This window comes from Pseudomonas sp. FGI182 (assembly GCF_000511325.1).
GTDB lineage: Bacteria > Pseudomonadota > Gammaproteobacteria > Pseudomonadales > Pseudomonadaceae > Aquipseudomonas > Aquipseudomonas putida_Z.
On record NZ_CP007012.1, the window covers coordinates 224,111 to 238,358 of the forward strand.

Genomic DNA, 14,248 nt, shown 5'->3' on the forward strand with positions numbered 1-14,248 from the left:
GGCAGTCGATCAACGAATACTGTTCGCGAGCACTCCCAGCCACCCCCGAATAAAAGCGCCACTCCAGACCGGCGCAATGAGGGCATTATGAGCAAGACCAACGAATCCTTGATGCAACGTCGTGTCGCCGCCGTCCCACGTGGCGTTGGCCAGATCCACCCGATCTTCGTCGATACCGCGAAGAACTCGACCGTGATCGACGTTGAAGGCCGCGAACTGATCGACTTCGCCGGCGGCATCGCAGTACTGAACACCGGCCACCTGCACCCGAAAGTGGTTGCGGCCGTGCAAGAGCAGCTGACCAAGGTCAGCCACACCTGCTTCCAGGTGCTGGCCTACGAACCTTATGTAGAGCTGTGCGAAAAGATCAACAAGCTGGTCCCAGGCGACTTCGACAAGAAGACCCTGCTGGTCACCACCGGCTCCGAAGCCGTTGAAAACGCCGTCAAGATCGCCCGTGCCGCCACTGGCCGCGCTGGCGTCATCGCCTTCACCGGCGGCTACCACGGCCGTACCATGATGACCCTGGGCCTGACCGGCAAGGTCGTGCCGTACTCCGCTGGCATGGGCCTGATGCCAGGTGGCATCTTCCGCGCCCTGTTCCCGAGCGAACTGCACGGCATCAGCGTTGACGACGCCATCGCCTCGGTCGAGCGCATCTTCAAGAACGACGCCGAGCCGCGCGACATCGCCGCGATCATCCTCGAGCCGGTACAAGGCGAAGGCGGCTTCCTGCCAGCGCCGAAAGAGCTGATGAAGCGCCTGCGCGCCCTGTGCGACCAGCACGGCATCCTGCTGATCGCCGACGAAGTACAGACCGGCGCTGGCCGCACTGGCACCTTCTTCGCCATGGAACAGATGGGCGTTGCGCCTGACCTGACCACCTTCGCCAAATCCATCGCTGGCGGCTTCCCGCTGGCCGGTGTGTGCGGCAAGGCCGAGTACATGGACGCCATCGCTCCTGGCGGCCTGGGCGGCACCTACGCCGGTTCGCCGATCGCTTGCGCCGCGGCCCTGGCCGTGATCGAAGTGTTCGAGGAAGAGAAACTGCTGGACCGCAGCAAAGCTGTGGGTGAGCGCCTGACCGCTGGCCTGCGCGAAATCCAGAAGAAGTACCCGATCATCGGCGACGTCCGTGGTTTGGGCTCGATGATCGCTGTCGAAGTCTTCGAGAAAGGCACTCACACCCCGAACGCTGCTGCCGTTGGCCAGGTTGTCGCCAAGGCTCGCGAGAAGGGCCTGATCCTGCTGTCCTGCGGCACCTACGGCAACGTCCTGCGTATCCTGGTTCCGCTGACCGCCGAAGACGCTCTGCTGGACAAAGGCCTGGCTATCATCGAAGAGTGCTTCGCTGAAATCGCCTGATGTGACGTGCTTCAGAAAAAACCCGCTTCGGCGGGTTTTTTTTGTGCCCACGAAAGCCTTGGGGCGCTATCGTTGTCGGAGGATTTGCTCAGGAAGCTGCGACGGACTGTGTGTCAGGGCTATTCAGGAGTTGGCGATGAACGCTGCAGACCCCACCCCACCAAGTGTACTGATTGTCGAGGGCGACCCCTGGGTACGCGACATGCTCAGCGAAATGCTGTTGAGCGTGCGCTGTGATGCCCGCCTGCAGGTCTGCGCCGACGGCTCGCAGGCCTTGAGTGCGCTGTCCAGCAAACCCGACCTGATCATCGCCGCGCGCGAACTGGCCGGTGTCGATGGCCTCGACTTGTTGCGCAAGGTGCGCGCCAAAGGTTCGGGGTTGCCGTTCATTCTCATGAGCAACCGCAGCGACAGTGCCAGTGTGCGCGAAGCACTGCCCTTGCACCCCACGGCCTACCTGAGCAAGCCGCTGAACCTGGACACCCTGCGCAAGCGCCTGGAAGAATTGCTGCTGGCGGTTGGCGAAGAGATCGCCTGCCCGGTGCCAGCCTTGCAGGCTGGTGCCAGCCTGCCGGCCTACCTCGAACAGCGTCGCGCTACCGCCGATGGCGGGCCGCTGCTGGCCGATGTGCAGGTGGCGATCAAGCGCGCGCTCAACCCCCAGGGCCTGAACCTGAGAGTGCTCGAAGAGGAAGTGCAGGGCGACCCGCAGATCACCGCCGTGCTGATCGCTGCGGCCAACAGCGCAGCGCTGCACCGCGAAGCACCGGTGCAAACGTTGCTGCAGGCCTTGAACAAGCTTGGCAGCACCCAGAGCATGAACCTGATCCTGGGCATGACCCTCAAGCGCAGTGCGCGCCTCAGTGACCCGCTGCTTGCGGAGCATGCGGCCCGTTACTGGGAGTTGTCGCTGCACGCTGCCGAATATGGCCGCACCTTGGCACGCATGCTCGAGCTGGACGAAGGGCGTTGTTATTGCGCGGGATTGCTGCATTGCCTGGGCGACCTGGCGGTGCTGCGCTGCCTGCAGGAATGGCGGCTGGCTGGGGGCGAGCTGGATGAGGACCAGGTGCAGCTGTCGCTCAACGAGTTCGGGGCGGCGTTCGGCTCGGCGCTGCGTACGCGCTGGCGGTTGCCGCTGGGGTTGCGCGAGTTGATCGCGGCGATCTACCAGCTGGGCGGCGGGGTGTATTCGCGGGAGATCCTGGCCATGAACCTGGCCGGGCAATTGTCGCGGCTGCCGGCCGAGCAGGGGCTGGAGAAGGTGGCCAGCAGCAAGACTGCGCGGCTGCTCAAGCTTGGCCTGCCGGAACTGAGGCGGTTGCGTAAGGTGGAGAACCCTGAGGTGAAACCGCAGCAGGAAGAACCGCCTTTAGCTGAGGGTGAAGTTTCGGGCTGAGATCTTGGGGCCGCTTTGCGGCCCATCGCGACACAAGGCCGCTCCTACACGGGTGCGCGGTTGCCTGTAGGAGCGGCCTTGTGTCGCGATAGGGGGGCAAAGCCCCCCCAAAGGCTCAGCCGCGGACGATCTGGTTCTTGCCCTGTCGCTTGGCCTGGTACATCGCCGCATCGGCCCTGGCATACAGGCTGTCCAGTGCCACATCCTCGTCAGTCAGCCCGGTCACCCCCTGGCTCACCGTCACCCCGTAGGTCTGCTCACCATGGCTGAAACTCAGCCGCTGGATCTGCCGCTGCAAGCGCTCGGCAATCTGCTCCGCGACCTGGGCACTACAGCCGGGGAACACTGCCGCGAACTCCTCGCCACCAATGCGCCCGAACAGGTCACCTCGGCGTAGCACGGCCTTGCCGCTGTCGGCGATCTGCTGCAATACCTGGTCGCCTTCCTGGTGACCGTAGCTGTCGTTGATGCGCTTGAAGTCGTCGATGTCCAGCAGCAGGAAGGCCAGTGGCGTACCGTCTTCGCGGGCGCTGTCGAAGGCTTGCTGGGCGCATTCAAAAAAGTGCCGGCGGTTGCTGCTCTGGGTCAGCACGTCGATTGTGGCCAGGCGCTGCAGTTCACCTTCGAGCTGCTTCTTCTCGGTGATGTCTTCAGCGATGCCGACGATGATCACCCGGTCGCCATCGCGTTGCTGGTTGATGTAGCACTTGTCGCTCAGCCAGCGTAGCTGGCCGTCGGCATTGAGGATGCGGTACTCGCGGTCTTCCACCGAGCCCTTGAGCAGTACCTGGGCCAGGCTGCGCTCGGCGAACTCCAGGTCATCGGGGTAGATGCTGTCGCGCCACTCGTTGTAGTCGGCCAGCACCAGGCTGGCCGGGCGGCCGAAGATGCGCTCGTAGGCGGGGCTGACGTACAGCACCTGACGGGTTTCCCAGTCGAAGGCCCATAGCACCGCGTTGACGCTATCGAGCAGCGAGCTGAACAGCTGTTCGCGCTCGCTCAGGCGGGCAACCTCGCCCTGGGCGTGGAGCAGCGCAAGCAAGGTCTGGGCGGCTTCGGGAGGCGGGGTGCCGGGCAGTGTCGTTGGAATGTTCTTGGCCATGTGCACGGAGCAGATCTCGGCGTGAAAGCGTGCGGCCAGCATCTGGCCCGCCACGCGGGCGATGTGCCAGATATGAGTGTAAACGAGAGGGCGAAGTTCCGGGCGGCACGCCCCGCCAAAGGGGCGTGCCGATCAACGGCGGTCAGGCGCCGGTCGGGCGCAGGGAGTAGGTCTTGAGCTGTGCCGCGAAGTCGCGCAGGGCATGGATGCCGCTGGTTTCCGCCTCGTGTACCCAGTCCTTCATGGCGGCCAGCATGTCGTGGCCGTTGGCGCTGGTGCGCGCCCAGATCTGCTGCAGGGCCAGGCGTTTTTCGTAGATGGTCTTCAGCGCCTGGCTGTGGGCGAGCATCGACTCGATGCGCACATGGTGGCGGTCTTCCAGCAGGCTGGTCTCGCGCGACAGCAGGCGCTTGGCGCGGCGGAAGTGGTGGCGCAGCGAGGCATCGGCGCGGGCCAGTTCCTGCTTGACCAGCGGGCCGATCACCAGCTTGCGGTACTGGGCCATGATCTGGAAACGGTTGTTGAGGATGGCCATGGCGGTGTCCATGTCCAGGCTGGCCTTGCCGGCCACCCGGTGGGCGATGGGCGCGACGCGCTGCACCTTGGCCAGGCGCAGCAGGCAGAACAGGCGGATCCACGCCCAACCCATGTCGAACTCCCAGCGTTTGACCGACAGCTTGGCCGAGTTGGGGTAGGTGTGGTGGTTGTTGTGCAGCTCTTCGCCACCGATGACGATGCCCCACGGCACCAGGTTGGTGGCGGCGTCACGGCACTCGAAGTTGCGGTAGCCGAGGGCATGCCCCAAGCCGTTGACCACACCGGCGGCCCAGAACGGAATCCACATCATCTGCACTGCCCAGATGGTGATGCCGATGGTGCCGAACAGCAGCAGGTCGATTACCGCCATCAGCGCGATGCCGCCCAGCTTGTAGCGCGAGTAGAGGTTGCGCTCGATCCAGTCGTCCGGGCAGTTCTTGCCGTAGATGCGCAGGGTTTCGGGGTTGCGCGCCTCTTCCCGGTAAAGCTCGGCACCCTTGCGCAGCACCGTGCCCAGGCCCTTGTACAGCGGGCTGTGCGGGTCGTCGGGGGTTTCGCACTTGGCGTGGTGCTTGCGGTGGACGGCAGTCCATTCGCGGGTGTTCTGCGCCGTGGTCAGCCACAGCCAGAAACGGAAGAAGTGCTTGAGCGCGCCATTGAGCTCCAGGGCCCGGTGCGCGGAATAGCGGTGCAGGTAGACCGTGACGCTGACGATGGTCACGTGGGTCATCAGCAGGGTGATGCCGACCAGTTGCCAGGCCGACAAGTCGAGCAGGCCGTTGTACCACATAGGTGTAAATACCCTCGGAATGCAGGAGGAGGGGCTGATTATCCCTTGGGCAGGAAATAAATACAGTCACCCGTTCAGATAGGAAGTCACGACATGTTTCAGCCTTTATAATGCCCCATCATTTTTTATGGGCAATTGCACCCGACATGTCTGTTTCCGTTCGCGACGCCTTGCGCATGGCTGCGCTGTATGTGGTGCTCTCGATCCTCTGGCTGACGCTGGCCGAGGTGGTGTTGCACAGCATGACCGAGGATCCCCTGGCACTGACCGTGGGCCGGCAGATCAACGTGGTGGTCTGGGTGCTGCTGAGCGCCTTGCTGATCTATGTGTCGCGGGTGCGGCTGCTCGACTTCATCGGTGTTGGCGCGCGTATGCGTGGTGAAGACCGTGAACGCCTGCGCATGGCTGCGGCAGTGTTCGACAGCACCCTCGAAGGCGTGCTGGTGACTGACCGCCATGGCCTGATCGTGCACGTCAACCGTGCCTTCATGCGCATCACCGGCTACCAGCAGGACGAGGTCATCGGCCAGCGCCCGAACAAGTTCAAGTCGGGCCGCCATGGCCTGGCGTTCTACCAGCAGATATTCGCCACCCTGGCGGAAAAGGGCGAGTGGAGCGGCGAAATCTGGAACCGGCGCAAGAGTGGTGAAATCTACCCGCAGTGGCAGACCATTTGCGCCATCCGCGACGATGAAGGCGAGCTCAGCCATTACGTGGCGGTGTTCAGCGACATCAGCGCGATCAAGCATTCGGAACAGGAACTGGCCTACCTGGCCCACCACGACCCGCTGACCGACCTGCCCAACCGCCTGCTGTTCAACGACCGGGTCGAGCAGGCCCTGGCGGCAGCCCAGGCCAACAAGCGTGGTTGTGCCCTGCTGTTGCTGGACCTGGACCACTTCCAGAGCATCAACGACGGCCTTGGCCACACCATTGGCGACCAGTTGCTGAAACTGGTGGGCGAGCGCCTGGGTGAGGTGCTGGGCAGCGGCGTGACCCTGGCGCGCCTTGGGGGCGACGAATTTGGCGTGCTGGCGGAAAACTGCCATGAGGTCGGCCAGGCGGGCAAGCTGGCGCAGGGCATCATCGAGCGCATGCGCGAGCCGTTCCTGTTCGACGGTCACCGCCTGTTCATCAGTGTCAGCGTGGGCATCAGCCTGTTCCCCAGCGATGCCTTGAGTGCCGAGCAGCTGCTGCGCAATGCCGACTCGGCGTTGTACAAGGCCAAGAGCAACGGGCGGGCCTGCTATGCGCTGTACACCGAAGAGCTGACTGCCCACGCCCAGCAGCGGGTTGAAACCGCCGGCGAGCTGCGCCGGGCCCTGGAGCAGGACGAGCTGCGGGTGTTCTACCAGCCGGTGCACGACCTGGCGAGCGGCCGCCAGGTCGGCGTCGAGGCCCTGGTGCGTTGGCAGCACCCCCAGCGCGGCCTGGTGCCGCCGGGCGAGTTCATCCCGATTGCCGAGCGTACCGGGCTGATTGCCGAGATCGACGCCTGGGTACTGCGCCAGGCGTGTCGGCAGATGGTGCGATGGCAGGGTGAAGGGCGGCAGTTGGCGTTCGTGGCGGTGAATATCTCCAGCCGCCTGTTTGGCCAGCACGAGCTGTACCAGCAGGTGGCCGAGGTACTGCACGACACCGGCCTGGCACCGGCCTTGCTGGAGCTGGAGGTGACCGAGAGCGCGGTGATGGAGGACCCGGAGGTGGCCCTGGAGCAGTTGCATCGCCTGCGCGAGCTGGGGGTCACCCTGGCCATCGACGACTTCGGCACCGGTTATTCATCGCTGCTGCGGCTAAAGCGCTTGCCGGTGCAGAAGCTGAAGATCGACCAGGGCTTCGTTGCCGGGTTGCCGCTGGATGAGGACGACATCGCGATCGTCCGGGTGATCATCGCCCTGGCCCGCAGCATGGGCATGCAGGTGCATGCCGAGGGCATCGAGCAGGCAGAGCAGGCCAGTTTCCTGCTGCATGAGCTGTGTCAGCTGGGGCAGGGGTACTGGTTCGGGCGGCCGGTGCCTGCCGGGGATCTTCGCTGGGGTTGAAGGCCCCTTCGCGGGCATGCCCGCTCCCATAGAATAGAACTGCACATAACTCATTGAATCAGCAGGGACCCTGTGGGAGCGGCTTTAGCCGCGAACACCGGCGCAGCCGGTGCCATGCACCGCGTTGGATTCTTCGCGGCTAAAGCCGCTCCCACAGTGTATGAGGATCGCTTGCGAATTCAGTTATCTGCGCGACAGCGCAGCCCAAAGGGCTGGGCCATCTCCCACAGGGATATCGTTGTATTCAAGCCCTGTGCAGTACCTGTGGGAGCGGGCGTGCCCGCGAAGCATTCAGCGCTTGTTCAAGCCTTTCGCCAACCGGTCTCCACCCAGCTGGATCAACGCCACCAACGCCACCAGCATGGCAATCACGGTCAGCATGATCTGGCTGTCGAAGCGCTGGTAGCCATAGCGGTAGGCGATGTCCCCCAGTCCCCCGGCACCGATCGCTCCGGCCATGGCCGAGGAGTTGATCAGGGTCACCAGGGTAATGGTGAAGCCCCCGACAATCCCCGGCAGCGCCTCTGGCAGCAGCACGTGCCAGACAATGTGCCAGCGTCGGCAGCCCATGGCCTGCGCAGCCTCCACCAGGCCGTGGTCGACTTCGCGCAGGCTGACCTCGGCAATCCGCGCGAAGAACGGCGTGGCGGCAATGGTCAGTGGCACCACCGCCGCCCACACGCCATAGGTGGTACCCACCACCAGGCGGGTGAAGGGGATCAGCGCGACCATCAGGATCAGGAACGGTATCGAGCGGAACAGGTTGACGAAGGCACCCAGCACCCGGTTCAGCAGCGGCGCCTCGAAGATCCCGCCTTTGTCGCTGGTGACCAGCAGCACCGCCATCGGTACCCCCATCAGCAGGGCGATCAGCGACGACACGCCGACCATCAGCAGGGTATCGAGCAAGCCTTCCAGCAGGCGATCAAACCACATGGCCCAGTACCTCCACATCCTCGGCCCAGCGGCGGGCGCGTTCCAGCAATTGATGGGTGTCGTGCGGCGAGTGCTGCACCGACAGGATCAGCTGCCCCAGGGCATGCTCGCCAATGGTTTCCACACCGCCCTGCAGCAGGCGCACGCGGCCGCCAAGGTCGTTGAACAGGGCAGACAGTTCGGGCTCGCCGAGCAGGGTCAGCCTCAGCACCACGGCACTGTCGCGGCTTGCCGGGCTGGCCCGCAGGCTGGCTTGCAGCGCGGCTGGCAACCTGGCTTGCAACGGCGCCAGCAGGGTACGGGTGACCTCGTGGCGTGGTGAGCCAAACACCCGCCAGACCTCACCCTGCTCGACCACTTCTCCACGTTCCAGCACCACCACCCGGTGGCAGATATCGCGGATTACCGCCATTTCGTGGGTGATCAGCACGATGGTCAGGCCCAGGCGCTGGTTGATGTCGCGCAACAGTTCGAGAATGGAAGCGGTGGTTTCAGGGTCCAGCGCCGAGGTGGCCTCGTCGCACAGCAGGATCTCGGGGTCATGCACCAGCGCCCGGGCAATACCCACGCGCTGCTTCTGCCCGCCGGACAGCTGCGCCGGGTACACGTGGTGCTTTTCCTGCAGGCCGACCAGCTCCAGCAGTTCGCGCACCTTGCGCTGGCGTTCGGCCTTGGCCACGCCGGCCACCTTCAGGGGCAGCTCGACGTTCTGCCACACGGTCTTGGCCGACATCAGGTTGAAGTGCTGGAAGATCATGCCGATACGCCGGCGCAGGGCTACCAGGTGGTCCTCGTCGAAGGGCGCGATGTCTACCTGGTCGATCAGCACCCGGCCCTGGCTGGGTTGCTCCAGGCGGTTGATAGTACGCAACAGCGATGACTTGCCGGCGCCGCTGCGGCCGATGATGCCGAAGATCTCGCCATGGCGGATGTTCAGGTCGATGCCTTGCAAGGCCGGTTGCGCCTGGCCCGGGTAGGTCTTGCCCAGGCCGATGAAGCGCACATGGGCTTCATTGACCTCCGGGCGCAAGGCCTGCTCCCTGGCCGTTGGCGGCAGTGGTTGTGCGGTGGGCGCCCGGAGCGCGCTGGCCTGGCTCATGTCAGCCCTCCCAACCGGCCTGGTAGAGCTTGCCGTGGGCTTTGTCCAAGGCTGCGCGCACCACTGGCGAGTGCTGGTAGATGTCGACGAACCTGGCCAGGCGTGGGTCGTCCTTGCTTTGCGGGCGAATGACGAACTGGATCACGTACTCCTTGTTCTCCAGGCCGTCGAACAGCAGTGCGGAGCCGGCGTCGAAGCTGTTGGCCAGGCGGATGTAGGCCGGGTAGCCCTGCACCAGGTCGGCGTCGTCATAGGCGCGAACCAGCTGCACGGCCTCGACCTGAAGGATCTTCAGTTTCTTCGGGTTGGCGACGATGTCGTCCTCGGTGGCCTTGTAGCCGACCCCCGGCTTGAGGGTGATCAGCCCGGCCTTGGCCAGCAGCTGCAGGCCACGGCCGCTGTTGATCGGGTCGTTGGCGATGGCCACGCTGGCACCTTCGGGCAGGTCGGCGAAGCTCTTGTACTTTTTCGAGTACAGGCCGACGTTGTTGATGATGCCCGGGGCGTAGGGCACCAGGTTGAAGCCCGCGGCCGCCTTGGCGTTTTCCAGGAACGGGATGTGCTGGAAGTAGTTCACGTCGATGTCGCCGCTGTTGAGGCTGACATTGGGTGCGATCCAGTCGCTGAACTCGACCAGCTTCACTTCCAGGCCTTGCTTGTGCGCTTCTTCCACTGCGGCTTCCAGCGGGATGGCAAAGGCCGAGGTGGTGCCGATTTTCAGCGGTTCGGCAGCCAGCGTGCTGGCGGACAGGCCGAGGGTGAGGGCAATGGCCGCGACGGGCCGGAACAGTTTATCAAGCATGGTGCAGGGCTCCAGTCGGGGCAGGGGTAGAGGTAAAGCGGTAAGCCGAGCCAGGGTGGTCGGCGGGCAAATGCGGGTGGTCGGCCTGGAACAGTTTTTCGCGCAGGGTGCCTTCGGCGTAGGCGGTCTTGTAGCGGCCACGCTGTTGCAACTGCGGGATAACCAGGTCGATGAAGTCCTCGAAGCTTTCCGGGGTTACGGTGCGGGTCAGGTTGAAACCGTCCAGGCCGGTTTCATCGATCCAGGCGATCAGCTGTTCGGCTACCTGCTCGGGCGCGCCGACCAGGGTCACGTAACGGCCACCCAGGGCGTGCTGCTGCAGCAGGCGCCGGCGGGTCCAGGCGTTGTCCTGCAACTGGCGCGTGGCCGACTGGATGGCGTTGCCCTGGCTGAAGGCAATCGGCTCGTCCAGGGCGTAGGCGGCGAAGTCGATGCCGGTGGACGCTGCGAAGTGCGCGACCCCGGCCTCGGCGCTGGCATGGCGCAGGTACTCGGCATGCTTGGCCTGGGCCTGCTGCTCGGTGGCGGCGACGATCACCGTGATGCCCATGAACACCTTGACCGCTTGCGGGTCGCGGCCAGCGGCCTGGGCGGCGGCGCGCACCTTGTCGACCTGAGCGCGGGTGGCGGCCTTGTCCTGGCCACTGATGAACACGCATTCGGCATGGTTGCCGGCGAAGGCCAAGCCACGCTGCGAGCTGCCGGCCTGGAACAGTACCGGTGTACGTTGCGGCGAGGGCTCGCACAGGTGGTAGCCGTCGACCTTGTAGAACTCGCCCTGGTGGTTGACCTTGCGCACCTTGTCGGGCCTGGCATAGACGCGCTGCTGGCGGTCGGCGACCACGGCATCGTCGGCCCAGCTGCCTTCCAGCAGCTTGTACAGCACCTGCAGGTACTCGTCGGCCTGGTCGTAGCGGCGGTCATGCTCGGGTTGCTGCGTCAGGCCCATGGCCCGGGCAGCGCTGTCGAGGTAGCCGGTGACGATGTTCCAGCCCACCCGGCCATTGCTCAGATGGTCCAGGGTGGAAAGGCGCCGGGCGAACAGGTACGGCGCTTCGTAGGTGAGGTTGGCGGTAAGGCCGAAGCCCAGGTGGCGGGTGACGGCGGCCATGGCCGAGACCAGCAGCAACGGGTCGTTGACCGGTAGCTGGATCGACTCCTTGAGGGTGACGTCCAGCGACTGGCCGTAGATGTCGTAGGTGCCGACGATGTCGGCGATGAACAGCCCGTCGAACAAGCCGCGCTCCAGCAGGCGCGCCAGGCTGGTCCAGTATTCCAGGGTCTTGTACTGGGTCGAGGTGTCCCGTGGGTGGGTCCACAGGCCGTGGTTGATGTGCCCGATGCAGTTCATGTTGAAGGCATTGAGCAGGATCTGCTTGGCCATCAGATGGTCCCCCGGCGTGGTGGGTTGGCATCGTTGAGGTAGTAGTTGCCGATGGCGTGGTACTTCCAGCGCACCGGGTCGTGCAGGGTGTGCACGCGGGCGTTGCGCCAGTGGCGGTCGAGGTTGTGTTCGGCCAGGGTGGCCTGGCTACCGCCCAGTTCGAACAGGGTGGTGCCGGCCGCGAGGGAAATCTCGGTGCTGATGGCACGGGCCTCGGCCACCGCGATGGAAGCGGCGGCCACGTTGTCGGCAGTGCTATCGTCGCGGGCGCGGTCCAGGTATTCGCCGGCGCGCTCGAGCAAGGCTTCTGCGGCGTGCAGGCGGATCGCCAGGTGGCCGAAGCTCTTCAGCGTCAGCGGGTCATCGCTGGCCTTGTCCAGGCCGGAGTCGACCCAGGGGCGGCTGCGGGTGCGCACGAAGTGCAGGGCATCTTCGTATGCGGCGCGGGCGATGCCGGTGTCGATGGCGGCATGAAGGATCTGCGCCAGCGGGCCGACCGGGGTGGGGCGTTCGAAGGCGCTCTGGAACGGCACCACGTCGGCGGCGCTGACGTACACGTTGTCGAATACCACCGAGCCACTGCCGGTGGTGCGCTGGCCGAAGCCGCTCCAGTCGTCGATCACCTGCAGGCCCTGGCTGTCGGCCGGGACGAAGGCCAGGTGCTGTACGCCGTGCTCATCGACCACCGAGGTGGGAATGCGCTGGGCGTAGATGGCGCCGGTGGAGTAGAACTTGCGGCCGTTGATGCGAAAGCCATCGCCGTCGCGGGTCAGGCGAGTGGTGCGCTCGTTGGCAGTCTTGGTGCCCAGTTCGGCCAGGGCGTTGCCGAAGCGGCTGCCGGCCAGTACTTCGGCGTACAGGCGCTGTTGCTGTTCGGGTGTGCCGTTTACCCGCAGCACTTCCAGGCCATAGAAATGATTTTGCGGGATTTGCCCGAGCGAGCCGTCAGCCTGGGCGATGCGGGCGATGACCTTGGCCAGGGTGACGTTGGACACGCCGGCGCCGCCGAAGGCCTTGGGCACGCTGATGGCCCACAGGCCGGAGCGGGTGAACAGTTCCAGTTCGGCGTGCGGCAGACGGCGCTCGCGGTCGCGCAGGGCGCTGTCGCGGCGCAGGTGTCGGGCGACTTCTTCGGCGACGTTCAGGGCTTCGGTGTCGCTGGTGATGATGTTTGTAGTCATGGTGTTTCTCCGGGGCCTTGGGGCCGCTTTGCGGCCCATCGCGACACAAGGCCGCTCCTACAGGAGGTACGCGATCCCTTGTAGGAGCGGCCTTGTGTCGCGATGGGCTGCAAAGCAGCCCCAAGGCCCACAAATCAGATCCAGGAATGCCGCGCGGGCAAGGTGCCGTTGAGGTGGTAAGCGCCAACCGCGTGGTACTTCCAGCGCACCGGGTCATGCAGGGTGTGCACCCGGGCATTGCGCCAGTGGCGGTCAAGGTTGAACTCGGCGAGGGTGGCGCGGCTGCCGGCCAGCTCGAACAGCTTTTCGCTAGCCTGCAGGGCAATCTCGGTAGTCAGCACCTTGGCCTCGGCCACCGCGATCGAGGCCCGCGCCGCGCTTGCTGCATCGATCGGCGCGGCGTTGACCTCGTCGAGGACCCGCGCGGCCTTGCGCAGCAGCGCTTCGGCGGCGTGCAGCTCGAGCTTCAGGCGGCCAATGTCGGCGATCACATAGGGGTCGTCGCTGGCGCGGTCGACCTTGGCCTCGATCCATGGCCGGGCCTTTTCGCGCACGAAGCTGATGGCGTCTTCGATCGCCGCTTCGGCAATGCCAGCATCGATCGCCGCCTGGATCAGCTGCGAGGCAGCGCCCTGGATGTTGGGAATGTCGCGCTGGCGCCAGTTGTCGATCACCAGGTCGGCATCCACCGGTACCTGGTCGAGCAGCACGGTGCCGCTGGCAGTGGTGCGCTGGCCGAACCCGGACCAGTCATCGACAATGCGCAGCCCCGGGCTGCCTCGGCGCACGAATGCCAGGCGCTGGCGGCCTTCGTCGTCCAGTGCCTTGACCGCCACCCAGTGGGCGAACAGGGCGCCGGTGGAATAGAACTTCTCACCGCTGATGCGATAGCTGTCGCCGACGCGGGTGATCCTGGCCTTGAGGGTCAGGGTGTCCTTGGTGCCGCGTTCGGGGCCGGCATTGCCGATGCGCCAGCCATCGAGCACGCTGCGGAAGATCACCGCCTGTTGCGCCTCGGTGGCAGTCAGGCGCAGCAGTTGCAGCATGCCGAACTGGTTCTGCGGGATCTGCCCCAGGGCCGGGTCGGCGGCGCTGATCAGGCGGAACACTTCGGCCACGGTCTCGAATGACACATCGGGGCCGCCATGGGCCTTGGGTACGCTGATGCTGCCCAGGCCGCTGCGGGTGAACAGTTCGATCTCGGCCCATGGCAGTTTGCGTTGCTGGTCGCGGCGGGCGGCCTGCTCGCGGGCGACCTCGGCCAGTTCGCGGGCCGCTTGCAGGGCTTCGGCGTCGTTGCGCAGTACCTTGGCCGGCAGCAGCAGGGGCGAGCTGTCGAGATCGCTGTGGAATTGGGTATTGGGTTGGCTGGACATCAGTACCGCTCCTTGGCTGCACTCAATGCCCTGGCGTTACGCACTGGGGTGATTGTGATCCTGACCATTCCTGACCTCACAAAAAAGTAATGCCGCTACAGCTGATCGCGACAGATGTGTGCTGGTCCGGTGGTCCGGTTTATATACCCTAATGCTTTATAAAAAGTTTATGAACTAACTCTTTGGAATATGTATAGATGGAAGGAGGAGAGTGTCTGTTCCAGGCAGGCGCGAT

11 protein-coding genes are annotated in these 14,248 nt (G+C 64.9%); 3 read left to right on the forward strand and 8 right to left on the reverse strand.

Features of this window, described 5'->3' with window-relative positions; genetic code table 11:
• Positions 1-87: 87 nt before the first annotated feature.
• Together gabT and C163_RS00980 are read left to right on the forward strand one after the other, a co-directional pair.
• Positions 88-1,365 (forward strand): 4-aminobutyrate--2-oxoglutarate transaminase, encoded by a 1,278-nt coding sequence (gabT, locus tag C163_RS00975; protein ID WP_003255866.1) that lies wholly within the window; start codon positions 88-90, stop codon positions 1,363-1,365.
• A gap of 136 nt (positions 1,366-1,501) precedes the next feature.
• Positions 1,502-2,764, forward strand: coding sequence for a response regulator (locus C163_RS00980; RefSeq protein WP_025337307.1), 1,263 nt, complete (start codon positions 1,502-1,504; stop codon positions 2,762-2,764).
• A 115-nt stretch (positions 2,765-2,879) separates the two neighbouring features.
• On the opposite strand, the gene C163_RS00985 is transcribed toward C163_RS00980, so the two are convergent.
• The gene (locus C163_RS00985) at positions 2,880-3,908 is read right to left on the reverse strand and encodes a sensor domain-containing diguanylate cyclase (RefSeq protein WP_025337308.1); all 1,029 of its coding nucleotides are present in this window, start codon (positions 3,906-3,908) and stop codon (positions 2,880-2,882) included.
• Between the two features lie 100 nt (positions 3,909-4,008).
• Positions 4,009-5,193, reverse strand: coding sequence for a delta-9 fatty acid desaturase DesA (gene desA / locus C163_RS00990; RefSeq protein WP_025337309.1), 1,185 nt, complete (start codon positions 5,191-5,193; stop codon positions 4,009-4,011).
• Positions 5,194-5,339: 146 nt separating this feature from the next.
• Here desA and dibA point away from each other — a divergent pair, with 146 nt between their 5' ends.
• Complete coding sequence (dibA, locus tag C163_RS00995; protein ID WP_025337310.1) at positions 5,340-7,235, forward strand: phosphodiesterase DibA; 1,896 nt, start codon at positions 5,340-5,342, stop codon at positions 7,233-7,235.
• 291 nt (positions 7,236-7,526) lie between these two features.
• On the opposite strand, the gene C163_RS01000 is transcribed toward dibA, so the two are convergent.
• The 6 genes from C163_RS01000 to C163_RS01025 form a co-directional block, all read right to left on the reverse strand.
• On the reverse strand, positions 7,527-8,171 hold the full coding sequence (locus tag C163_RS01000) for a methionine ABC transporter permease (RefSeq protein ID WP_025337311.1): 645 nt from the start codon (positions 8,169-8,171) through the stop codon (positions 7,527-7,529).
• Entirely contained in the window at positions 8,161-9,270 is a 1,110-nt protein-coding gene (locus C163_RS01005; protein WP_025337312.1) for a methionine ABC transporter ATP-binding protein, read from the reverse strand. The genes C163_RS01000 and C163_RS01005 overlap by 11 nt, the downstream gene beginning before the upstream one ends.
• Position 9,271: 1 nt before the next feature.
• Positions 9,272-10,072, reverse strand: coding sequence for a MetQ/NlpA family ABC transporter substrate-binding protein (locus C163_RS01010; protein ID WP_025337313.1), 801 nt, complete (start codon positions 10,070-10,072; stop codon positions 9,272-9,274).
• On the reverse strand, positions 10,065-11,456 hold the full coding sequence (locus C163_RS01015; RefSeq protein ID WP_025337314.1) for an LLM class flavin-dependent oxidoreductase: 1,392 nt from the start codon (positions 11,454-11,456) through the stop codon (positions 10,065-10,067). The genes C163_RS01010 and C163_RS01015 overlap by 8 nt, the downstream gene beginning before the upstream one ends.
• A complete protein-coding gene (locus tag C163_RS01020; RefSeq protein WP_025337315.1) occupies positions 11,456-12,637 on the reverse strand; it encodes an SfnB family sulfur acquisition oxidoreductase in 1,182 nt (393 codons plus the stop codon). Before C163_RS01020 ends, C163_RS01015 begins: the two co-directional genes overlap by 1 nt.
• 134 nt (positions 12,638-12,771) lie before the next feature.
• Positions 12,772-14,013, reverse strand: coding sequence for an SfnB family sulfur acquisition oxidoreductase (locus tag C163_RS01025; RefSeq protein ID WP_025337316.1), 1,242 nt, complete (start codon positions 14,011-14,013; stop codon positions 12,772-12,774).
• Between the last annotated feature and the right edge of the window lie 235 nt (positions 14,014-14,248).